Source organism: Streptomyces bungoensis, from assembly GCF_001514215.1.
GTDB classification, from domain to species: Bacteria; Actinomycetota; Actinomycetes; order Streptomycetales; family Streptomycetaceae; genus Streptomyces; species Streptomyces bungoensis.
In genome coordinates, this window is sequence record NZ_KQ948853.1 from 95,167 (window position 1) to 114,681 (window position 19,515).

Annotated in this window: 20 protein-coding genes and 1 tRNA gene; 15 read left to right on the forward strand and 6 right to left on the reverse strand. The window is 71.9% G+C overall.

Annotated elements, in window-relative coordinates; genetic code table 11:
• Window positions 1–106: 106 nt before the first annotated feature.
• A complete protein-coding gene (locus tag AQJ66_RS07945) occupies window positions 107–787 on the reverse strand; it encodes a copper chaperone PCu(A)C (RefSeq protein WP_061918544.1) in 681 nt (226 codons plus the stop codon).
• A gap of 615 nt (window positions 788–1,402) precedes the next feature.
• Here AQJ66_RS07945 and AQJ66_RS07950 point away from each other — a divergent pair.
• The 7 genes from AQJ66_RS07950 (at window position 1,403) to AQJ66_RS07980 (ending at window position 8,236) form a co-directional block, all read left to right on the forward strand.
• Window positions 1,403–1,885: a CarD family transcriptional regulator gene (locus AQJ66_RS07950; protein WP_003953493.1), complete on the forward strand. Its 483-nt coding sequence runs from the start codon at window positions 1,403–1,405 to the stop codon at window positions 1,883–1,885.
• A 283-nt stretch (window positions 1,886–2,168) separates the two neighbouring features.
• Complete coding sequence (ispD, locus tag AQJ66_RS07955; RefSeq protein ID WP_061918546.1) at window positions 2,169–2,921, forward strand: 2-C-methyl-D-erythritol 4-phosphate cytidylyltransferase; 753 nt, start codon at window positions 2,169–2,171, stop codon at window positions 2,919–2,921.
• Complete coding sequence (gene ispF / locus AQJ66_RS07960; RefSeq protein ID WP_061918548.1) at window positions 2,911–3,405, forward strand: 2-C-methyl-D-erythritol 2,4-cyclodiphosphate synthase; 495 nt, start codon at window positions 2,911–2,913, stop codon at window positions 3,403–3,405. The genes ispD and ispF overlap by 11 nt, the downstream gene beginning before the upstream one ends.
• 52 nt (window positions 3,406–3,457) lie before the next feature.
• On the forward strand, window positions 3,458–3,862 hold the full coding sequence (locus AQJ66_RS07965; RefSeq protein ID WP_061918550.1) for a PPOX class F420-dependent oxidoreductase: 405 nt from the start codon (window positions 3,458–3,460) through the stop codon (window positions 3,860–3,862).
• Window positions 3,863–3,952: 90 nt separating this feature from the next.
• On the forward strand, window positions 3,953–5,350 hold the full coding sequence (cysS, locus tag AQJ66_RS07970) for a cysteine--tRNA ligase (RefSeq protein WP_061918552.1): 1,398 nt from the start codon (window positions 3,953–3,955) through the stop codon (window positions 5,348–5,350).
• A gap of 100 nt (window positions 5,351–5,450) precedes the next feature.
• On the forward strand, window positions 5,451–6,392 hold the full coding sequence (gene rlmB / locus AQJ66_RS07975; protein WP_061918554.1) for a 23S rRNA (guanosine(2251)-2'-O)-methyltransferase RlmB: 942 nt from the start codon (window positions 5,451–5,453) through the stop codon (window positions 6,390–6,392).
• 128 nt (window positions 6,393–6,520) lie between these two features.
• Window positions 6,521–8,236: a DoxX family protein gene (locus AQJ66_RS07980; protein WP_208611310.1), complete on the forward strand. Its 1,716-nt coding sequence runs from the start codon at window positions 6,521–6,523 to the stop codon at window positions 8,234–8,236.
• Window positions 8,237–8,309: 73 nt separating this feature from the next.
• Here the strand turns inward: AQJ66_RS07980 and AQJ66_RS07985 are convergent, their stop codons facing one another.
• From AQJ66_RS07985 to AQJ66_RS07995, 3 genes are all read right to left on the reverse strand, one after another.
• Window positions 8,310–9,041 carry a nucleotidyltransferase family protein gene (locus AQJ66_RS07985; protein ID WP_061918558.1) on the reverse strand — a complete coding sequence of 244 codons (732 nt, stop codon included), beginning with the start codon at window positions 9,039–9,041 and terminating at the stop codon, window positions 8,310–8,312.
• An 85-nt stretch (window positions 9,042–9,126) separates the two neighbouring features.
• A complete protein-coding gene (locus AQJ66_RS07990; RefSeq protein ID WP_061918560.1) occupies window positions 9,127–9,585 on the reverse strand; it encodes a hypothetical protein in 459 nt (152 codons plus the stop codon).
• Window positions 9,586–9,794: 209 nt separating this feature from the next.
• On the reverse strand, window positions 9,795–10,931 hold the full coding sequence (locus AQJ66_RS07995) for an ABC transporter ATP-binding protein (RefSeq protein ID WP_061918562.1): 1,137 nt from the start codon (window positions 10,929–10,931) through the stop codon (window positions 9,795–9,797).
• A 218-nt stretch (window positions 10,932–11,149) separates the two neighbouring features.
• Between AQJ66_RS07995 and AQJ66_RS08000 the strand changes: the two genes are divergently transcribed.
• Window positions 11,150–11,223, forward strand: a tRNA-Thr gene (locus AQJ66_RS08000).
• A 58-nt stretch (window positions 11,224–11,281) separates the two neighbouring features.
• Here AQJ66_RS08000 and AQJ66_RS08005 read toward each other — a convergent pair.
• On the reverse strand, window positions 11,282–12,922 hold the full coding sequence (locus AQJ66_RS08005; protein ID WP_061918564.1) for an FAD-dependent oxidoreductase: 1,641 nt from the start codon (window positions 12,920–12,922) through the stop codon (window positions 11,282–11,284).
• 200 nt (window positions 12,923–13,122) lie between these two features.
• Here AQJ66_RS08005 and AQJ66_RS08010 point away from each other — a divergent pair, with 200 nt between their 5' ends.
• From AQJ66_RS08010 to AQJ66_RS08040, 7 genes are all read left to right on the forward strand, one after another.
• Window positions 13,123–14,190, forward strand: a complete 1,068-nt coding sequence (locus AQJ66_RS08010; RefSeq protein ID WP_061919341.1) for a SchA/CurD-like domain-containing protein — start codon at window positions 13,123–13,125, stop codon at window positions 14,188–14,190.
• 80 nt (window positions 14,191–14,270) lie between these two features.
• Window positions 14,271–14,711 carry a cupin domain-containing protein gene (locus AQJ66_RS08015; RefSeq protein ID WP_061918566.1) on the forward strand — a complete coding sequence of 147 codons (441 nt, stop codon included), beginning with the start codon at window positions 14,271–14,273 and terminating at the stop codon, window positions 14,709–14,711.
• Window positions 14,708–15,976, forward strand: a complete 1,269-nt coding sequence (locus AQJ66_RS08020) for a beta-ketoacyl-[acyl-carrier-protein] synthase family protein (protein WP_061918568.1) — start codon at window positions 14,708–14,710, stop codon at window positions 15,974–15,976. The genes AQJ66_RS08015 and AQJ66_RS08020 overlap by 4 nt, the downstream gene beginning before the upstream one ends.
• The gene (locus tag AQJ66_RS08025) at window positions 15,973–17,217 is read left to right on the forward strand and encodes a ketosynthase chain-length factor (RefSeq protein WP_061918570.1); all 1,245 of its coding nucleotides are present in this window, start codon (window positions 15,973–15,975) and stop codon (window positions 17,215–17,217) included. Before AQJ66_RS08020 ends, AQJ66_RS08025 begins: the two co-directional genes overlap by 4 nt.
• 79 nt (window positions 17,218–17,296) lie before the next feature.
• Window positions 17,297–17,551 (forward strand): acyl carrier protein, encoded by a 255-nt coding sequence (locus tag AQJ66_RS08030; RefSeq protein ID WP_061918572.1) that lies wholly within the window; start codon window positions 17,297–17,299, stop codon window positions 17,549–17,551.
• 1 nt (window position 17,552) lies between these two features.
• Window positions 17,553–18,032 carry an SRPBCC family protein gene (locus tag AQJ66_RS08035; RefSeq protein WP_061918574.1) on the forward strand — a complete coding sequence of 160 codons (480 nt, stop codon included), beginning with the start codon at window positions 17,553–17,555 and terminating at the stop codon, window positions 18,030–18,032.
• A gap of 23 nt (window positions 18,033–18,055) precedes the next feature.
• A complete protein-coding gene (locus AQJ66_RS08040; protein WP_061918575.1) occupies window positions 18,056–18,379 on the forward strand; it encodes a TcmI family type II polyketide cyclase in 324 nt (107 codons plus the stop codon).
• An 86-nt stretch (window positions 18,380–18,465) separates the two neighbouring features.
• On the opposite strand, the gene AQJ66_RS08045 is transcribed toward AQJ66_RS08040, so the two are convergent.
• On the reverse strand, window positions 18,466–19,494 hold the full coding sequence (locus AQJ66_RS08045; protein WP_061918576.1) for a methyltransferase: 1,029 nt from the start codon (window positions 19,492–19,494) through the stop codon (window positions 18,466–18,468).
• Between the last annotated feature and the right edge of the window lie 21 nt (window positions 19,495–19,515).

Genomic DNA, 19,515 nt, shown 5'->3' on the forward strand with positions numbered 1-19,515 from the left:
GGGATACAAGTTCGAGCCGTAGGCCATGAGCCGTAGACCTGTACGACCAAGGGCGGCACCCCCTGCGAGGGGTGCCGCCCTTGGCGTGTCGCGTGGGTGGGGCCGGTCAGTGGCCGGCCGCCGACTGCGACGCGGAGTCGCTCGGGGTCGCGCCGGCGCCCGGGCCCGTGGCGGTCTCGGAGGCGGTCGCCGACGGGCTGGCCTTGCCGCCCTTGCCCGGCTTGCCGTTGCCGGCGCCGGGGGCGCCGGTGGACGGCGACGCGGAGGCGGACGGGACGTCGCTCGGGCCCCAGCCGCTGAAGTAGCTGGTCGCCGGGACGACGAAGGCGCGCAGGCTCACCGGGCCGGCGTCGCTGAAGGTGAAGGTGACCTGCTGGGCGTTGCCGTCCTTGATGGCCTCACGGCTGCTGGGCAGCACGGCGGCGGCGTTGTTCTTGCCGCCGATAATCAGCGAGCCGTGGGCCGGGACGGTCAGGCTCTGCCCCTTGGCGGGGTGCAGCTGGGCGGTCTTGCCGGCGCCCGGGACGGTCACGGACTGCAGGGTCTGCGGCGTGTTGCCCCCGTTGAACAGGGTCGCGGTGACAACGGCCGGACCGGTCGACTTCAGGTCGGGCTGGGTGATGATCAGCGCGTTCTGGATCTTGATGTTCCCGACGCTGGTCGCCGCGTTGTCCGGCTTGACCTGGAGGGTCTGCGCGTCGTTTCCGGCGCCGCAGGCGGCGAGCGAGGCGATCGAGAAGGCGATGGCGGAGGCGGCGAGGGCGCCGCGTCGAAGGCTGCTGCTCACGGCGGCGGCAACTCCTTGAACGCAAGGGGCGGCTCCCTTATAAAGCCACCCTAAGTGTCTGTCAGCGGCCTTAGGCTACCGAGCCGTTCCCGGGCGTCCGCACCCGACCCTCCCCCCAGCCTCCGGCTTCCGTCCGGCTGGGGGTACCCCGGAGGCCACAAGTGACCCCCCGGTCACATTGACGGGCCGCTCGTCCGCCATTCACATAACGCGACGGCGAACCCCTCCCCGCGCCGTGCGTGGCATTTCGGTGAAGGAATACGCGGTCCTCCGGATATTGATCACCAGGCGCCCCGCCCGACCCCGTTGATCAATTCCGGAATCACGCCGGACCGGGCCCCGGCCACCGAACGGAGTAGCGGAAGTCGCACGTCTGGAACCAGACAAATCGGGACGTTCATCCGCTTGGCAGTGCCTTCCGGGCCCTGTGGCGTACGTGTTTCCCTCCGCCCGGAGAGCCCCTCCCACCTGCGAATACCTGGTTCCGCAGGCCTCTCGAAGCACGTTCGTGTCGCTGTTGTCAAGCCCCGAGATATGCCCTGACCTGCGAAAACGCCATTCAGAACACGCCGTATCCGTGTTACCCTGGATAGCCACGGAAGGGGTACCTGTCACATGACGTTCAAGGTTGGCGACACCGTGGTCTATCCCCATCACGGGGCCGCGCTGATCGAGGCTATCGAAACTCGCCAGATCAAAGGCGTGGACAAGACCTACTTGGTGCTGAAGGTCGCCCAGGGTGACCTCACGGTGCGTGTGCCAGCGGACAATGCGGAGTTCGTCGGCGTGCGGGATGTGGTCGGTCAGGACGGGCTCGACCGGGTCTTCGAGGTGCTGCGCGCTCCCTATGCCGAGGAGCCCACGAACTGGTCCCGTCGTTACAAGGCAAACCTGGAGAAGCTCGCCTCCGGCGATGTCATCAAGGTCGCGGAAGTGGTGCGTGACCTGTGGCGTCGCGAGCGCGAGCGTGGACTGTCCGCCGGTGAGAAGCGCATGCTCGCCAAGGCCCGCCAGATCCTGGTGAGCGAGCTCGCCCTCGCGGAGAACACGAACGAGGACAAGGCCGAGGCCCTGCTCGACGAGGTGCTCGCGTCCTGACACGCGGCCGGCGGCACCCGCCGCCCTCAGCGTACTGATCGATGCCGCGGTGCCCGATGACACTGATCCTGTCGCCGGGCGCTGCGGCATGTTCGTCCCCGTGGCGCCCGCCGCGCTCCGGCGCCTGCCGTTCACCTCGGGAGAAACCCCCCGATACTTGGTGTGCCGGGCCCGGGCGGATGGCTCGACCAGGGTCACGGAAAGGGTCCGGTCAAGGCGTCGCGCCCGGCACTCCTCCAGGCCATACCCACGTAGGTCGAGCACACAAACCTGACAGGAACCGATGTCTGACGATTCGCGCCCCACGCCTGCGCAGATCCCCGTCGCCGCCGTGATTCCCGCCGCCGGCCGGGGCGTGCGCCTCGGTCCGGGCGCCCCCAAGGCGCTCCGCGCGCTCAGCGGTACCCCGATGCTGATCCACGCGGTCCATGCCCTCGCCGCCTCCCGCCACGTCTCCCTGGTCGTCGTCGTGGCCCCGCCCGAGGGCGCCGCCGAGGCCAAGACCCTGCTCGACGCGCACGCCCTGCCCGAGCGCACCGACTTCCTCGTCGTACCAGGCGGGGACACCCGCCAGGAGTCCGTCCGGCTCGGCCTCGACGCCCTGCCGCCCGAGTACGAGATCGTCCTCGTCCACGACGCCGCCCGCCCCCTCGTCCCCGTCGACACCGTCGACGCGGTCATCGAGGCCGTGCGCGACGGCGCACCGGCCGTCGTCCCCGCCCTGCCGCTCGCCGACACGGTCAAGGAGGTCGAGCCCGCCGCCACCCCCGGCGACCCCGAGCCCGTCCTCTCCACCCCCGACCGGTCCCGGCTGCGCGCCGTGCAGACCCCCCAGGGCTTCGACCGGGCGACCCTGGTCCGCGCCCACGAGACCGTGACCGGCGACGTCACCGACGACGCGAGCATGATCGAGCGGCTCGGCCTCACCGTCGTCGCCGTACCCGGCCACGAGGAGGCCTTCAAGGTCACCCGCCCCCTCGACCTGGTCCTCGCCGAGGCGGTCCTCGCCCGCAGGAGGCTCAACGATGGCTTCTGAGCCGCCCGTGCTGCCCCAGGTCGGCATCGGCACCGACATCCACGCCTTCGAGGACGGCCGCGACCTCTGGTGCGCCGGCCTGAAGTGGGAGGGCGAGGGACCTGGCCTGGCCGGGCACTCCGACGCCGACGTCGTCGCCCACGCCGCCTGCAACGCCCTGTTCTCCGCCGCCGGCCTCGGCGACCTCGGGCAGCACTTCGGCACCGGACGCCCCGAGTGGTCCGGCGCCTCCGGGGTGACCCTGCTCACCGAGGCCGCCCGGATCGTCCGCGAGGCCGGCTTCACCATCGGCAACGTCGCCGTCCAGGTCGTCGGCCCCCGCCCGAAGATCGGCAAGCGCCGCGACGAGGCGCAGAAGATCCTCTCCGAGGCGGCCGGCGCCCCCGTCTCCGTCTCCGGCGCGACGACCGACGGGCTCGGCTTCCCCGGCCGGGACGAGGGACTCATGGCCGTGGCCACGGCGCTCGTGGTGCGGGTGAGCTGAGGGCGTGCGAGGGTACCCGCATCCAGTCGACGCCGACCGAGGAGGTACCCCCATGCCCGCCACCCTGTCCGACCGGCTCAAGTCCCTCATCGACGGCAAGGTGTTCATCGTCCTCGGCACCCTCCAGCCCGACGGCGGCGCACAGCTGTCCCCGGTCTGGGTGAAACGCGACGGCGACGACGTCCTCGTCTCCACCACCGTCGACCGCCGCAAGACGAAGAACCTGCGGCGCGACCCCCGCGTCACCGTCGTCGTCCAGGACCCTGACTCGCCCTACGAGTACGCCGAGATCCGCGGCACCGCCGAGCTGACCACCGAGGGCGGCGCCGCGCTCATCGACGAACTGAGCGTGAAGTACACCGGCAAGAAGTACGCGGAGTTCAACCCCGCCTCCGCGCAGGACGCCGAGCGGGTCGTCGTACGGATCACCCCGCGGAAGGTCGTCGGCAACCTCTGAGCCCCGCTCCCGCGCCCACCCGCGGCCTCCCGGCCCGCTTCCGCGCGGGAAGGGCCCCGGGCACTGCCCCGCGCCCACTACTCTGGACACGTGACTATTCGCCTGTACGACACCAGCGCCCGGCAGATCCGTGACTTCACCCCGCTCACGCCGGGCTGCGTCTCGATCTACCTGTGTGGCGCCACCGTGCAGGCGGCCCCGCACATCGGGCACATCCGCTCGGGCCTGAACTTCGACATCATGCGCCGCTGGTTCGCCCACCGCGGCTACGAGGTCACGTTCGTCCGTAACGTCACCGACATCGACGACAAGATCATCGGCAAGGCCCGCGAGCAGGGCCGGCCCTGGTGGTCGATCGGCTACGACAACGAGCGGGCCTTCGACGACGGTTACACGGCGCTCGGCTGCCTGCCGCCGACGTACGAACCCCGGGCCACCGGCCACGTGCCCGAGATGATCGAGATGATGCGCACGCTCATCGAGCGCGGGCACGCCTACGAGGCCGAGGGCAGCGTGTACTTCGACGTCCGCTCCTGGCCCTCCTACCTGGAGCTGTCCGGGCAGGACCTCGACGAGATGCGCCAGCCCGCCGAGGAGGGCATCACGGGCAAGCGCGACCCGCGCGACTTCGCCATGTGGAAGGCGTCCAAGCCGGGCGAGCCCGACTGGGAGACCCCGTGGGGCCGCGGCCGCCCCGGCTGGCACCTGGAGTGCTCGGCCATGGCGCACAAGTACCTCGGCTCCGCCTTCGACATCCACGGCGGCGGCATCGACCTGATCTTCCCGCACCACGAGAACGAGATCGCCCAGGCCAAGGCCTTCGGCGACGACTTCGCCCGGTACTGGCTGCACAACGCCTGGGTCACCATCGCCGGCGACAAGATGTCCAAGTCCCTCGGCAACTCCGTCCTGGTCTCCGAGATGGTCAAGCACTGGCGGCCCATCGTCCTGCGCTACTACCTCGGCACCCCGCACTACCGGTCGATGATCGAGTACAGCGAGGAGGCCCTGCGCGAGGCCGAGTCCGCGTTCGCGCGGATCGAGGGCTTCGTGCAGCGCGTGGTGGAGAAGGCGGGCGTCGTCGAGCCGGCCGACCAGGTGCCGCCCGCGTTCGCCGAGGCCATGGACGACGACTTCGGCGTCCCGCAGGCCCTCGCCGTCGTGCACACCACCGTCCGGCAGGGCAACAGCGCGCTGGCCGCCGACGACAAGGAAGCCGCCGTCGCCCGCCTCGCCGAGGTCCGGGCCATGCTCGGCGTCCTCGGGCTCGACCCGCTCGACCCGCACTGGGCCGGCGAGAACGACCGCGGCGAGGACCTGCACGGCGTGGTCGACAGCCTGGTCCGCCTGGTCCTGGACCAGCGCGAGTCCGCCCGGGCCCGCAAGGACTGGGCCACCGCCGACGCCATCCGCGACCAGCTCGGCCAGGCCGGCCTCGTCATCGAGGACAGCCCCCAGGGCCCCCGCTGGACGCTCGGGCCGCGGTAGCCACCGGTCCTTGATCGATTGTGCCGCCCGGGCCTCCGGGCGGCACACTGCATAGACGTACGCACACTTTTTCGCACAAGACGCAGAGAACAGGTAGGTCATGGCCGCGAACAACCGCCGCATGTCCGGCAAGAAGGGCGCGCAGGTCGGCAGCGGCGGCAAGCGGCGCCGGGGCCTGGAGGGCAAGGGTCCCACCCCGCCCGCCGAGATGCGCAAGGGTCACGCCAAGCAGCGCGCCGCCGCGGCCAAGACGCGCCGCGCGCAGGGCCGCACGCCGCAGCGCCGGGGCGCCGGCAAGTCGCCCTCGGAGATGGTCGTCGGCCGCAACCCGGTCGTCGAGGCGCTGCGCGGGGGGGTGCCCGCCTCCACGCTCTACGTCCAGCAGTTCATCGACAACGACGAGCGCGTCCGCGAGGCCCTCCAGCTCGCCGCCGAACGCGGCGGCATCAACCTCATGGAGGCCCCGCGCCCCGAGCTGGACCGCATGACCAACGGGCTGAACCACCAGGGCCTGGTCCTGCAGGTGCCGCCGTACGAGTACGCGCACCCCGAGGACCTCACCGCGGCCGCCCACGACGAGGGCGAGGACCCGCTGATCGTCGCCCTCGACGGTGTCACCGACCCGCGCAACCTCGGCGCCGTCGTCCGCTCCGTCTCCGCCTTCGGCGGCCACGGCGTCGTCGTCCCCGAGCGCCGCTCGGCCGGCATGACCGCCGGCGCCTGGAAGACCTCCGCCGGCACCGCCGCCCGCACCCCGGTCGCCCGCGCCACCAACCTCACCCGCGTCCTCGAGGCGTACAAGAAGGCCGGCATCACGGTCGTCGGCCTCGCGGCGGACGGCGAGGCCGAAGTCGGTGACCTCGAGGCCCTCGGCGGCCCCCTCGTCATCGTCGTCGGCAGCGAGGGCAAGGGCCTGTCCCGCCTGGTCGGCGAGACCTGCGACGTGCGCGTCCGGATCCCGATGCCGGGCGGCGCCGAGTCCCTCAACGCCGGTGTGGCGGCCGGCATCGTGCTGTACGAGGCGGCGCGCAGGCGGAGCTGAACACCCGTCCGCAACTTCACCCGTGCGGGGTAATTCCGTCGCCCATGTGCCGTTCGGGGCCGCTTTGACGGGGTCCGGACACATCCGCCCCGTCAAGGCAGTGTCCTAACACCACGTCACTCGGTTACATGGGCGTGGACACCAGAACACCCCGCACACCCACGGGGGACCGCTCGTCGGGATACGACGACGCTCCCGCGCTGAGCATGGTGAAGGTGCCGAGCGATCCGGCGCAGGTCATCGTCAATCACGCCAGCTTCCGCGTGCAGCTGGGCGCGTCGGCGAAACGCACCCGGTCACCGCGGATCGCCCGGCACCTGAGCGCCACCCAGGACACCGCCCGCGTCTCCGCCACGGCCACGGCGGCCCGGGCCGGCGCCACCGGCCGCCGCCGTCCCGTCGTGTGGAGCGGCAGGTCCGCCCCCGACGACACCGGCGCCCACCGCCTCCTCCAGGCCGTGCGGGGCAACAGCGTCCGCCACGCCGAGGAACCCGCACCCGAGGCCGGCGCCACCCAGGTCATCCCGCGCGTCGGCACCGGATACGCCGACGGCTACGACTCTCTCGACCAGACCGTCGAGACCCCCCTGGTCGGCCACCAGCGCACGTCCCCCGACGACGGCACCCGACTCCTGCCGCCCGTCGGCGCCTACGGCGAACCACCCCGCACCGGCGAGGAGTTCACCGGCCACGACGGCTACGACGACGGATACGGCGACGACTACCGGGACGCCTACGGGGACGACTACGAAGGCGACTACGAGGACGGCTACGAGGAGGCCGACCCGGCGGGCGAGCGGACCGGCCGGCGCCACGGCGACGACCCCGCCCGGCACGCCTACTACCCCGGCCGGCGCATGAACCTCGGCGTCGTCCTGCTGCCCCTGCGCATCTTCCTCGGCTTCATCTCCATCTACGCCGGCATGGGCAAGCTCTGCGACCCCGTCTACTTCGACGGCGGCAAGCGCGGCTCCATGGTCAAGTGGCTCAACTCCCTGCACCCCTGGGACGTCGCCGAGCCCCTGCGCCAGTTCGCGCTGCACCACCCCGTCGGGTCCGGCCTGGTCATCGCCTTCCTCCAGGTCGTCGTCGGCGTCCTGACCATCCTCGGCTGCTGGCAGCGCGTCGCCGCCGTCATCGGCGCCCTGCTCTCCGCCGCGCTCATCGTCACGGTCAGCTGGAAGACCGTCCCCGCCTACGACGCGCCCGACATCATCTACCTCGCCGCCTGGTCCCCGCTGATCATCGCCGGCGCCCCCGTCTACTCCATCGACGGCCGCCTCGCCGGCAGCGCCTGGCGCCGCCTCGGCCCCCGCTCCGACATCTGGGAACTGCGCCGCTACGTCCTGCGCCGCGGAGCCCTCGTCACGGCCGTCACCGTCGGCCTCACCCTGCTGGCCGGCTCCCTCCTCGGCGGCGCCGTGCGCGACTCCAGCCGCGTGGTCGTCCCCGGCCCCGGTGAGGCACCCCGCAACAACCTCCCCGGCTCCCCGCTCCCCGAGGAGCCCGGCACGCGGCAGCACCGGACGCCGTCGGCCTCCACCTCGCCCAGCGGCGGTGCCACGACCGGCCCGTCCGGCGCGGCGACCCCGAGCGCGAGCCACAGCACCGGCTCCACCACCACGACCCCGACCCAGACCCAGGGCACCACGGGCCAGGTCCCGCCCCGCCGCTCCTCCCCGACCGGCGGTGCCCCCAGCACCAGCGCCGGCCCGACCAGCGCGGGCGGCACTTCCACCGGCGGCACGTCGACGGGCGGCAGCGGCAGTGGCGGCAGCGGCGGCACCGGCGGCGGCACCTCGTCCACGGGCCAGCCGGGCCTGGTGGGCGGCCTGCTGGGCTGACCCCGCCACCCCCATGGGGAAGGGCCCCGTACCGCGGAGGTACGGGGCCCTTCCCCTGCCGTGAGTCGCGGGGCTACCGCCCCAGACCCGCCAGTTCCTTGGCGGCCTCGGTCAGGTCCTTCGCCGTGTCGATGGCCCGCCAGTAGGAGCCCTGCGGGATCGTGAAGCCGGCCAGCTTCCGCTCCCGGGCCAGCCGGGGGAAGGTGGTCCGCTCGTGGTCGCCCCGCTCGGGCAGCATCCCGGCGAACTCCGGGGAGAACACGTACACACCGGCGTTGATCTCGAACGTCGACGGCGGAGCCTCGATGAAGTCGGTGATGTGACCGAACCCGTCGGTCCGCACCGCACCCCAGGGAATCCGGGGCCGGGCCAGCGCCAGCGTGGCGACGGCGTCCCGCTCGGTGTGGAAGTCGGCCATGTCCCGCAGGGAGAAGCGGGTCCAGATGTCGCCGTTCGTGGCGTACCAGGGCCGGTCGGGGTGGGGGAGGTGTGCGGCGGCGTACTTCAGGCCGCCGCCGCGGCCGAGGGGCTCCGTCTCGACGACGGTACGGACGGACAGGGGCAGATCGGCCGAGTCCAGCCACTTCTGCAGGACCTCGGCGAGGTGGCCGCAGGAGACCACCACGTCCGTCACGCCCTCCTCGGCGAGCCAGGCAAGCTGATGGCCGATGATCGGAGTCCCCGTGCCGGGGATCTCGACCATCGGCTTGGGCCGGTCGTCGGTGTAGGGACGCAGCCGTGAGCCCTGGCCACCGGCCAGGACGACGGCTTGAGTGGGGCGCGACGCCGCGTTCGGATGGGTCATGCCCCGAACTGTACGTGGCGCCCCGGCCGGGATTCCGGCTGCGACCTGCTCCTTGAAGAGCCGTTACCCGCTTCCGAACCCGCTCTCAGCTGTGCGCGGCCAGCACGCCGGAGGCGAAGGCCGTGTCGCAGACCGGGCGGGCGTACGACTGCGCGCGCGGCGCGCCGTAGATGCGCACCGCGGCGCGGCCCAGGGCGCGGGCGATGGAGGTGCAGTGCCGGGCCAGCGAGGGGTGCCCGTCGACCGCCTGCTGGAGGTGGGTGAGGACCACCCCCGGGTTCTTCTCCTGCAGCTCGGTCAGCAGCTGGTCGCGCAGCACGTCCTGCGGGGCGAGGGAGACGGCCTTGGAGGAGACGGCGGCGGAGGTGACGTCCGAGGCCGTGAGCACCGAGGAGGGGCTCCCCGTCCAGTTGACCCGGGTGACCGCGAGGGTGCCGGAGAGCACCAGGACGACGGGCAGGACGAGGGCGAGTGTGCGGCCGATCCGGCGGGCAGGGCCGCCCCGGTGGCCGCGTCGCGTCTGAGGGGTGGTGGAGTGCTTCACGCGTGTGAGGGTAGCGCCCGGTAGTGATTTGGCGACATTCGGTCACCCTTATGGGGGATGAGAGGGCGCAGATTCCTGGGTAGGGGGTTGACGGACGGTGCCCGAATTGATCGCTGTGCCGGGGTATATCGCGGTATCCGGGCACGCGAAAGGGGCCCCGCGGCGGTCCGCGGAGCCCCTTTTCGTCAACCTGGGTGGAAACCCGCAGGTCAGTCGGAGAGACGCTCACCCGTGGAGGTCGAGAACACGTGGGTCTCGCCCGGCCGCGGCACCACGTGCAGCGTGGAGCCCTTCTCCGGCACCTGGCGGCCGTTCACCCGGACGACCAGGTCCTTGACCTCGCCGCCGACCTCGGCCGTGCCGTAGACGTAACCGTCGGCGCCCAGCTCCTCGACGACGTTCACCGAGACGGCGAGACCGGCCGGGGCGTCCGCGGCGTCCTTGGACAGCGAGGCGGCGACGGAGCCGCCCAGCTCCACCACGTCGAAGTGCTCGGGGCGGACGCCGACGGTGACCGTGCGGTCGCCCCTGTCGGCGGCGGCCTTCAGCGCGTCGCGGTTCACCGGCACCACGCTGTTGCCGAACTTCACGCCGCCGTCGGCGATCGGGACCTCGACCAGGTTCATGGCCGGGGAGCCGATGAAGCCGGCGACGAAGAGGTTGGCCGGGCGGTCGTACATGTTGCGCGGCGAGTCGACCTGCTGGAGCAGACCGTCCTTCAGCACGGCCACCCGGTCGCCCATCGTCATGGCCTCGACCTGGTCGTGGGTGACGTAGACGGTGGTGATGCCGAGGCGGCGCTGCAGCGAGGCGATCTGCGTACGGGTGGACACGCGGAGCTTGGCGTCCAGGTTGGACAGCGGCTCGTCCATGAGGAACACCTGCGGCTCGCGCACGATGGCGCGGCCCATGGCCACACGCTGGCGCTGACCACCGGAGAGGGCCTTCGGCTTGCGGTCCAGGTAGTCGGTGAGGTCGAGGATCTTGGCGGCCTCCTCGACCTTCTGCCGGATCTCCGCCTTGTTGACGCCGGCGATCTTGAGCGCGAAGCCCATGTTGTCGGCGACCGTCATGTGCGGGTAGAGCGCGTAGTTCTGGAACACCATGGCGATGTCCCGGTCCTTCGGCGGCAGGTGGGTGACGTCGCGGTCACCGATGCGGATGGCTCCGCCGTTGACGTCCTCCAGGCCGGCGAGCATGCGCAGGGAGGTGGACTTCCCGCAACCCGACGGGCCGACCAGGACGAGGAACTCGCCGTCCTCGATCGCGATGTCGAGACCGTCGACGGCGGGCTTGGTGGAACCCGGGTAGATCCGGGTCGCCTTGTCGAACGTCACAGTGGCCATGGTGAATGGGCCCCCTTCTACCGGCAGGAACGTGCCGGACGATCCGTTGTAGGAAGGTGGTTGGCGTAGTCCACGAGGGTGAACTGGCACAGGACGGTACCTGGCGTTCACCTGGTCTGTCAGTAGCTGGAGGCCTGTGAACTTCGCGGAAATTCTCGACGGGCCCGCACCGGGACCTGGGTACACTGCTCAGACACGTGCGCGACGCGCGCGTGCGGGCCTCCTTAGCTCAGCTGGTCAGAGCGCCGCTCTTGTAAAGCGAAGGTCGTCGGTTCGAATCCGACAGGGGGCTTTCGAAGGGGACAGGCCACCCGCGCCCACAGCGCAGGTGGCCTTCCTGTTTGCGCAGGTCAGGATGTCTGCAGCAGCGTGCGCAGGATCTCCCGCAGGACTCCCTCCGGGTCCGGTACCGCAGCCGTCGCGCGCCAGGCCACGAAGCCGTCCGGGCGGATCAGGACCGTGCCGTCGGCCGTGACGCCGTGGGCGCGGGCCCAGTCGGTGGCGTCGTCCTCGTAGGTCAGGTCGGCGTCGGCGCCGGGGCCGACGCGGTAGGCGTCGAGGGGAATGCCGTCGGTCTCGGCCAGGCGGCGGGCGGCCGCGTGCCAGCCCGCGTCGTCGGGGGAGTCGGCCAGCAGGACGAGCGAGCGCTCGTACAGGTCGAGGGTCGAGACGCGCTCGCCCGCGCGGCGCAGCCACAGGTGGGGCGCCCGGGTGCCCGGCCGGCCGGAGAGGGCGAGGGCGTCGGGGACGACCGGCTGCTCGGGGTCGGTGCCGAGGACGGCGCCGTGGGGGTAGTGGTAGCCGAGGACCACGTTGAGGATGCCGCCGCGTTTGCCGCCGCCGACGCCCGGGGCCGGTGCGAAGCCGGGGTGGCTGTGCTCGACGGAGCGGGCGGAGGCGCGGGCGCTGGTGGCGAGGGCGACCGGGCGGCGTTCGGTGTCGTAGCTGGCGAGGAGGGCGGGGCCGGCCCAGCCCTGGAGGACGGCGGCGAGTTTCCAGGCGAGGTTGTGGGCGTCCTGGATGCCGGTGTTGGAGCCGAAGGCGCCGGTGGGGGACATCTCGTGGGCGGAGTCGCCGGCGAGGAAGACGCGGCCGTGGGAGTAGCGGTCGGCGACCCGTTCGGCGGCGCGCCAGGACGCCTTTCCGGTGATTTCGACGTCGAGGTCGGGGACGCCGACGGCCTGGCGGATGTGGCGCCGCAGGCGTTCGTGGGTGAAGGAGTCGAGGGTTTCGCCGCGCTCGGGGTGCCAGGGGGCGTGGAAGACCCAGTGCTCCTTGTTGTCGACGGGCAGGAGGGCGCCGTCGGCGTCCGGATGGGTGAGGTAGCAGCAGATGAAGCGGCGGTCGCCGACGACCTCGGCGAGGGCGGTGGAGCGGAAGGTGGCGCTGACGTTGGCGAAGAGGTCGCCGGGGCCGGTCTGGCCGATGCCGAGGGCGCCGCGGACGGGGCTGCGGGGGCCGTCGGCGGCGACGAGGTAGTCCGCCCGGACGGTGTAGGTCCGCTCGGTGTCGCGGTCGAGGACGACGGCCGTCACTCCGTCGGCGTCCTGTTCGAAGGCCTCCATCCGGTGGAAGTAGCGCAGGTCTCCGCCGAGTTCGCGGGCGCTGTCGAGGAGGACGGGTTCGAGGTCGTTCTGGCTGCACAGGCACCAGCCGGTGGGGCTGAAGCGGGCGAGTCCGCCGCCGGGGTCGATCTCCTTGAACAGCCATTCGCCGGCGTCCCCGACGAGGGTGGGGGTCTGCAGGATGCCGTGGTTGTCGGCGAGGAGTGAGGCCGCGGCCTTGATGTCCGGCTCGATGCCGGCCACCCGGAAGAGTTCCATCGTGCGGACGTTGTTGCCCCGTCCGCGGGGGTGGATGGAGGTCCCGGAGTGCCGTTCGACGAGCAGGTGCCGGACACCGAGGCGGCCCAGGAACACGGACATGGACAGGCCCACCAGGGAGCCGCCCACGATGAGGACGGGGACCCGGTGGTCGGCTTTTTGATGCATCGAAGCCTCCAGAGGCAGGGGTGGGCGTGAGGGGGCGCCTGTGAGTTCTCTGCCCGGTGGCGCGGGCTCCGCGTGGGCAATCACCCGCGTGGTTCATACGAGTCGCGAGCGTGGTGGGACCGGCACAGGATCAAGGAACGCTGCCGTCGCGTCAGTCGCGGCCGGCTCGGCCTCTGCCCCCGCGAAGGAGATGTGTGCAGGTGACCACGACGTCTGATCGTCCCTCAGAAGCGCTGGCCCAGGTGTCCAAGCGTGTGTCCCAGTCCGTGTTCGACGGTTCCCGGCTCCGGGTCGTCCTGCTGGTCGACGTCTACGACGGCGCGCAGCAGCAGTTCCTGGAGGCGTACGAGCAGCTGTGCAACCAGGTGGCGTCGGTGCCCGGTCACGTGAGCGACCAGCTGTGCCAGTCGATCGAAAATCCCTCGCAGTGGCTGATCACGAGCGAGTGGGAGAGCGCCCCGCCGTTCCTCACCTGGGTGAACAGCGAGGAGCACGTGCGGATGGTGGAGCCCCTGCACTCCTGTGTCCGGGACACCCGGTCGCTGCGGTTCCACATCGTCCGGGAGACGGGTGGCGCGGCGGGCCGGCAGGAGCCGGGGCAGCGCCGGCTGCAGGCCCACCCGCGCATCGGTGACGGGGTGATCCGGCACGCGCTGACCTTCACGGTGCGGCCGGGCACGGAGGAGAAGGTCGCGAAGATCCTTGCGGAGTACGCCTCGCCCGAGGCCCGGGTGGACGACACGACGCGGCTGTGCCGTACGTCGCTGTTCATGCACGGCAACCGGGTGGTGCGGGCGATCGAGGTGCGCGGGGACCTGCTGGCCGCGCTGCGCCACGTGTCGCGGCAGCCGGAGGTGCGGGCGGTGGAGGCGGCGATCAACCCGTATCTGGAGCAGCACCGGGACCTGGACGACCAGGAGTCGGCGCGGATGTTCTTCACCCGGGCGGCGCTGCCGGCGGTGCACCACGTGAGTGCGGAGGGGTCGCCGGAGGGGAAGCGGCTGGCGCTGTTCTACCCGGCGCGGCCGGACCGCGGGATGCGGCTGGCGGAGCTGCTGGCGCAGGCGGACTCGGCGGCGGCCGAGGACCCGGCGAGCCCGGTGCTGCGCAGCACGGTGTTCCAACGGGACGACGTGGTGGTGCGGCTGGTGGACGTGCGCGACGAGCAGGGTGCCGCGCCGGAGGTGCCGGCCGGGCTGCGGGAGCTGCTCGACGGTGAGGCCGCCCGTATGGATCTGATCACCGACCGCCGTTCGCCGGAAGTGTGAGCCGGCCGGTCCCCCCACTCGTCGCCGACGGCGCAATCACATCGGAGGAAAACGTGTCCATCAAACCCCGTCCGAAAATCGTGGACCTCAGCGAGGTCGAGCCCAACGTCAAGCGAGGTGGCGATCTGCGCGCCATGCTCACCCCCGCCACGGTCGGTTCGACCAGCGGCTTCATGGGGGTGGCGATCGTGCAGCCCGGTGACCGGATCGGTGAGCACTACCACCCGTACTCCGAGGAGTTCGTGTACGTCGTGTGCGGTCAGCTGGAGGTGGACCTGGACGGTGAGCCGCACGCGCTGCGCCCGGAGCAGGGTCTGATGATCCCGGCCCACATGAAGCACCGGTTCCGCAACGTCGGGAACGTGGAGGCGCGGATCGTCTTCCACCTGGGGCCGCTGGCTCCGCGGCCGCAGCTCGGGCATGTGGACACCGAGGAGACGGAGGTCATCGGGGCCGCCGCGGTGGTCACGGAGCCGGCGTCCGCGGGGGCCGCGCACGACCGGGGTCAGGTTCTGTCATGACCCGGCGCGTGGCGGTCACAGGCATAGGCATCGTTGCTCCGGGCGGCATCGGCGTTCCGGCATTCTGGGATCTGCTGGCCAACGGCCGGACCGCGACGCGGGGCATCACCTTCTTCGATCCGTCCGGGCTGCGGTCGCGGATCGCGGCCGAGTGCGACTTCGATCCGGTGGCGCACGGTCTGGACGCGGAGCAGGTCGAGCGGGCGGACCGGTACATCCAGTTCGCGCTGGTGGCGGGCGAGGAGGCGGTGCGCGACTCGGGTCTGGAGCTGGCCCGGGAGGATCCCTGGCGGATAGGCGTCTCGGTGGGCACCGCGGTGGGCGGCACCACGCGGCTGGAGCACGACTACGTGCTGGTCAGCCATCGCGGGCAGCGCTGGGACGTGGATCACCGGGAGGCGGAGCCGCAGCTGCACCGGGCGTTCTCGCCGAGCACGGTGGCGTCCGCGGTGGCGGAGCGGTTCGGCGCGCAGGGTCCGGTGCAGACCGTCTCCACGGGCTGCACCTCGGGCCTGGACGCCGTCGGGTACGCCTTCCACACGGTCCAGGAGGGGCGGGCCGACATCTGCATAGCCGGCGCGTCGGACTCGCCGATCTCCCCGATCACCATGGCCTGTTTCGACGCGATCAAGGCCACCTCACCGAACAACGACGACCCCGCGCACGCCTCCCGGCCCTTCGACAACAACCGTGACGGGTTCGTCATGGGCGAGGGCGGTGCGGTGCTCGTCCTGGAGGAGCTGGAACACGCCCGGGCCCGCGGCGCGCACGTCTACTGCGAGCTGGGCGGTTACGGCACCTTCGGCAACGCCTACCACATGACCGGACTGACCAGTGAGGGCCTGGAGATGGCCCGGGCGATCGACCTGGCACTGGAACACGCCCGGCTGGACCCGACGGCGATCGGCTACGTGAACGCCCACGGCTCCGGCACCCGGCAGAACGACCGCCACGAGACGGCGGCCGTGAAGCGGGCGCTCGGCGGCCACGCCTACGACACGCCCATGAGCTCCATCAAGTCGATGGTGGGGCACTCCCTGGGGGCGATCGGGGCGATCGAGGTGGTCGCCTGCGTGCTGGCCCTCGCCAAGCAGGTCGTCCCGCCGACCGCCAACTACGAGACCCCCGACCCCGAGTGCGACCTGGACTACGTCCCGCGCGTGGCCCGCGAACGGAAGCTGAGCAGCGTCCTGTCCGTGGGCAGCGGGTTCGGGGGTTTCCAGTCCGCGGTGGTCCTGACCCGGACGAGGGAGAGGACACGATGAGCGAACCGCATGACCGGCGCGCGGCCGTCACCGGCATCGGGGTGGTCGCGCCCAACGGAACCAGCACCGACACCTTCTGGAAGGCCACCCAGGAAGGCGTGAGCGTCCTCGACCGGGTCACCCGCGAGGGCTGCGAGCACCTTCCGCTGAAGGTGGCCGGCGAGATCCGCGCCTTCGACCCGGCGGCGACGATCGAGGAGCGCTTCCTCGTGCAGACCGACCGGTTCACCCACTTCGCGATGGCCGCGGCGGACCTGGCGCTGGAGGACGCCCGGCTGGGGCCGGCCGACACCTCCGAGGACCCGTACGCGATCGGCGTGGTCACCGCTGCCGGCTCCGGCGGCGGCGAGTTCGGCCAGCGCGAGCTGCAGCGCCTGTGGGGCAAGGGCAGCCGCTTCGTCGGGCCGTACCAGTCCATCGCCTGGTTCTACGCGGCGAGCACCGGCCAGATCTCCATCCGCCGGAAGTTCAAGGGACCGTGCTCGGTGGTCGCCTCGGACGAGGCGGGCGGTCTGGACGCCCTGGCGCACGCGGCGCGGGCGGTGCGGCGCGGCACCGACGTGATCGTGGCCGGGTCCACCGAGGCCCCGCTCGCGCCGTACTCGGTGGTGTGCCAGCTCGGGTACGAGGAGCTGAGCCAGGTCGCCGATCCGGCCTGCGCGTACCGCCCGTTCACCGGGGCCGCCTGCGGCTTCGTACCGGCGGAGGGCGGCGCGATGCTCGTGGTGGAGGCGGAGTCGGCGGCCCGTGAGCGCGGCGCGGAGGTCCGGGCGTACGTCGCCGGGCACGCGGCGACCTTCACGGGCGCCTCGCGCTGGGCCGAGTCCCGGCACGGTCTGGCCCATGCCATCGGGCAGGCGCTGGCCGAGGCCGGCTGCGCCCCGGAGGAGGTCGACGTGGTCTTCGCCGACGCCCTCGGGGTGCCGGAGGCGGACCGGGCCGAGGCCCTGGCGATCGCGGACGCGCTCGGTGCGCACGGCACCCGGGTGCCGGTCACCGCGCCGAAGACGGGCATCGGCCGGGGCTACTGCGCCGCGCCGGTGCTGGACACGGCGGCGGCGGTGCTCGCGATGGAGCACGGTCTGGTCCCGCCGACCCCGAACGTCGTCGACGTCTGCCACGACCTCGACCTCGTGACCGGCCGCGCCCGGGTCGCCGAGCTGCGTACGGCACTGGTGCTCAGCCGCGGGCTCATGGGGTCGAACTCGGCGCTCGTGCTGCGGCACGGGGCCGCGGGTTGAGCACGGCACGGACGCGGTGGGCGGCCGGCCCGCCGCGCCCACAGCAGAGCGCAGTGAGCACAGCAAAGGAGGAAAGAACATGCCGCAGATCACCGTGGAAGAACTCGCCGCGCTGATGAAGAAGGCTGCCGGGGTCACCGTCAGCCCGCAGCAGCTCCAGGAGAAGCCGGACACGGGCTTCGACGTCCTCGGGGTCGACTCGCTGGGCCTGCTCGGCATCGTCGGCGAGCTGGAGAACACGCACGGCACCCCGATGCCGGTCGACGCGGAGCGCTGCAGGACGCCTCAGCAGTTCCTCAACCTCGTCAACACCACCTTGATGGCAGGAGCCTGAGATGGCAGGACACACGCAGAACGAGATCACGATCGCCGCTCCGCTGGAGCTGGTCTGGGACATGACCAACGACCTGGAGCGGTGGCCGCAGCTGTTCAGCGAGTACGCGTCCGTGGAGATCCTCTCCCGGGAGGGCCGGAAGACCACGTTCCGGCTGACCATGCACCCGGACGAGAACGGCACGGTGTGGAGCTGGGTCTCCGAGCGCGAGCCCGACCGGGACACCCTGACGGTGAAGGCCCGCCGGGTGGAGACGGGCCCGTTCGCGCACATGGACATCGTCTGGCGGTACGAGGAGGTGCCCGCCGGGACCCGCATGGTCTGGACGCAGGACTTCGCGATGAAGCCGGACGCCCCGGTCGACGACGACTGGATGACCGGCAACATCAACAAGAACTCCAAGGTCCAGATGGCCCTCATCCGGGACAAGATCGAGAAGGCCGCCGCCGGGAAGCGCCCCGCGTCGGCGCTGGCCGACTGAACGGGACGACGGGAGCACAGCCCATGCACCAGGCCCTGATCGTCGCCCGGATGGCCCCGGGCTCCGCCCCGGACATCGCCGAGGTGTTCGCGGAGTCCGACCGGGGCGAGCTGCCCCACCTGGTCGGTGTGACCCGGCGCAGCCTGTTCCAGTTCGGCGACGTGTACCTGCACCTCGTGGAGTCCGAGCGGGAGCCGGGACCGGCCATCGCCAAGGTGACGGACCACCCGGAGTTCCGGGGCATCAGCGAGCGCCTGTCGGCGTACGTCAGCGCGTACGACCCGCAGACCTGGCGGTCCCCCAAGGACGCGATGGCGCAGCGCTTCTACCTCTGGGAGCGCGACTAGAGCCGTACGCCACCGCCGAAGCAGAACACCGGCCGCCGGGCCCGCAGCGTCGCGGGCCCGGCGGCCGGTGTTCGCGGGGGTGCGGGTCAGCCCGGGACGTGGCAGTCGAACGCGTGCAGGTACGGGTTGACCGGCCGGGTGTCGTCCACGTGCAGCCCCGCCGCGGTCAGCCTGCCGACCATGGAGTCGGTGGTGTGCTTGGCGCCGCCGACGTTGAGGAGGAGCAGCAGGTCCATGGCGGTGCTGAAGCGCATGGAGGGGGTGTCGTCCACGAGGTTCTCGATGACGACGACCCGGGTGCCGGGGCCGCCCGCCTCGACGACGTTGCGCAGGGTGCGGGCGGTGGACTCGTCGTCCCACTCGAGGATGTTCTTGATGATGTAGACGTCGGCCGTGACCGGTACGGCCTCGCGGACGTCGCCGGGCACGATCTTGGCGCGGTCGGCGAGGTCGCCGCCGTCGCGCAGCCGGGGCAGGGCGTTGTCCACCACCCGCGGCAGGTCCAGCAGGCTGCCGTGCATCCGCGGGTACTTGTCCAGCAGGCAGGCCACCACGTGCCCCTGGCCGCCGCCGATGTCCGCGACCGACTTGGCGCCGGACAGGTCCAGCAGGGCCGCGACCTCCCGCGCCGACTGCTCGCTGGAGCGGGTCATGGCGCGGTTGAAGACGTCCGCGGAGTCGGGGGCGTCCTCGTTGAGGTAGGTGAAGAACTCCTTGCCGTAGAGGTCCTCCACGACGTTCTTCCCGGTGCGCACGGCCTCGTCCAGCCGGGGCCAGGCGTCCCAGGTCCACGGTTCGGTGCACCACAGGGCGATGGCGCGCAGGCTGTTCGGGTCGTCCTCCCGCAGCAGCCGGGACATGTCGGTGTGCGCGAAGGTGCCGTCCGGGCGCTCGGCGAAGACGCCGTAGCAGGACAGCGCCCGCAGCAGCCGGCGCAGCGGCTTGGGCTCGGTCCTCACCGCGGCGGCGAGGTCGTCCGCGGTCATGGGCTCGTCCCCGAGGGCGTCGGGGACGCCCAGCCGGGCGGCGGCCCGGACGGCGGCGGCGCAGGCCGCCCCGAAGACGAGCTCCCGCAGCCGCATGGGCGGGGGTGGGGCTGTTTCAGCGGACGTCATGGGCCGCCCTTTCTCTCTCTT

Bases quoted from the DNA above. Each gene is read 5' to 3' on its own strand.
- AQJ66_RS07950 (WP_003953493.1), top strand. From the start codon at position 1,403: ATGACGTTCAAGGTTGGCGACACCGTGGTCTATCCCCATCACGGGGCC.
- ispD (WP_061918546.1), top strand. From the start codon at position 2,169: ATGTCTGACGATTCGCGCCCCACGCCTGCGCAGATCCCCGTCGCCGCC.
- ispF (WP_061918548.1), top strand. From the start codon at position 2,911: ATGGCTTCTGAGCCGCCCGTGCTGCCCCAGGTCGGCATCGGCACCGAC.
- AQJ66_RS07965 (WP_061918550.1), top strand. From the start codon at position 3,458: ATGCCCGCCACCCTGTCCGACCGGCTCAAGTCCCTCATCGACGGCAAG.
- rlmB (WP_061918554.1), top strand. From the start codon at position 5,451: ATGGCCGCGAACAACCGCCGCATGTCCGGCAAGAAGGGCGCGCAGGTC.
- AQJ66_RS07980 (WP_208611310.1), top strand. From the start codon at position 6,521: ATGGGCGTGGACACCAGAACACCCCGCACACCCACGGGGGACCGCTCG.
- AQJ66_RS07985 (WP_061918558.1), bottom strand. From the start codon at position 9,041: ATGACCCATCCGAACGCGGCGTCGCGCCCCACTCAAGCCGTCGTCCTG.
- AQJ66_RS07995 (WP_061918562.1), bottom strand. From the start codon at position 10,931: ATGGCCACTGTGACGTTCGACAAGGCGACCCGGATCTACCCGGGTTCC.
- AQJ66_RS08005 (WP_061918564.1), bottom strand. From the start codon at position 12,922: ATGCATCAAAAAGCCGACCACCGGGTCCCCGTCCTCATCGTGGGCGGC.
- AQJ66_RS08020 (WP_061918568.1), top strand. From the start codon at position 14,708: ATGACCCGGCGCGTGGCGGTCACAGGCATAGGCATCGTTGCTCCGGGC.
- AQJ66_RS08025 (WP_061918570.1), top strand. From the start codon at position 15,973: ATGAGCGAACCGCATGACCGGCGCGCGGCCGTCACCGGCATCGGGGTG.
- AQJ66_RS08030 (WP_061918572.1), top strand. From the start codon at position 17,297: ATGCCGCAGATCACCGTGGAAGAACTCGCCGCGCTGATGAAGAAGGCT.
- AQJ66_RS08035 (WP_061918574.1), top strand. From the start codon at position 17,553: ATGGCAGGACACACGCAGAACGAGATCACGATCGCCGCTCCGCTGGAG.
- AQJ66_RS08040 (WP_061918575.1), top strand. From the start codon at position 18,056: ATGCACCAGGCCCTGATCGTCGCCCGGATGGCCCCGGGCTCCGCCCCG.
- AQJ66_RS08045 (WP_061918576.1), bottom strand. From the start codon at position 19,494: ATGACGTCCGCTGAAACAGCCCCACCCCCGCCCATGCGGCTGCGGGAG.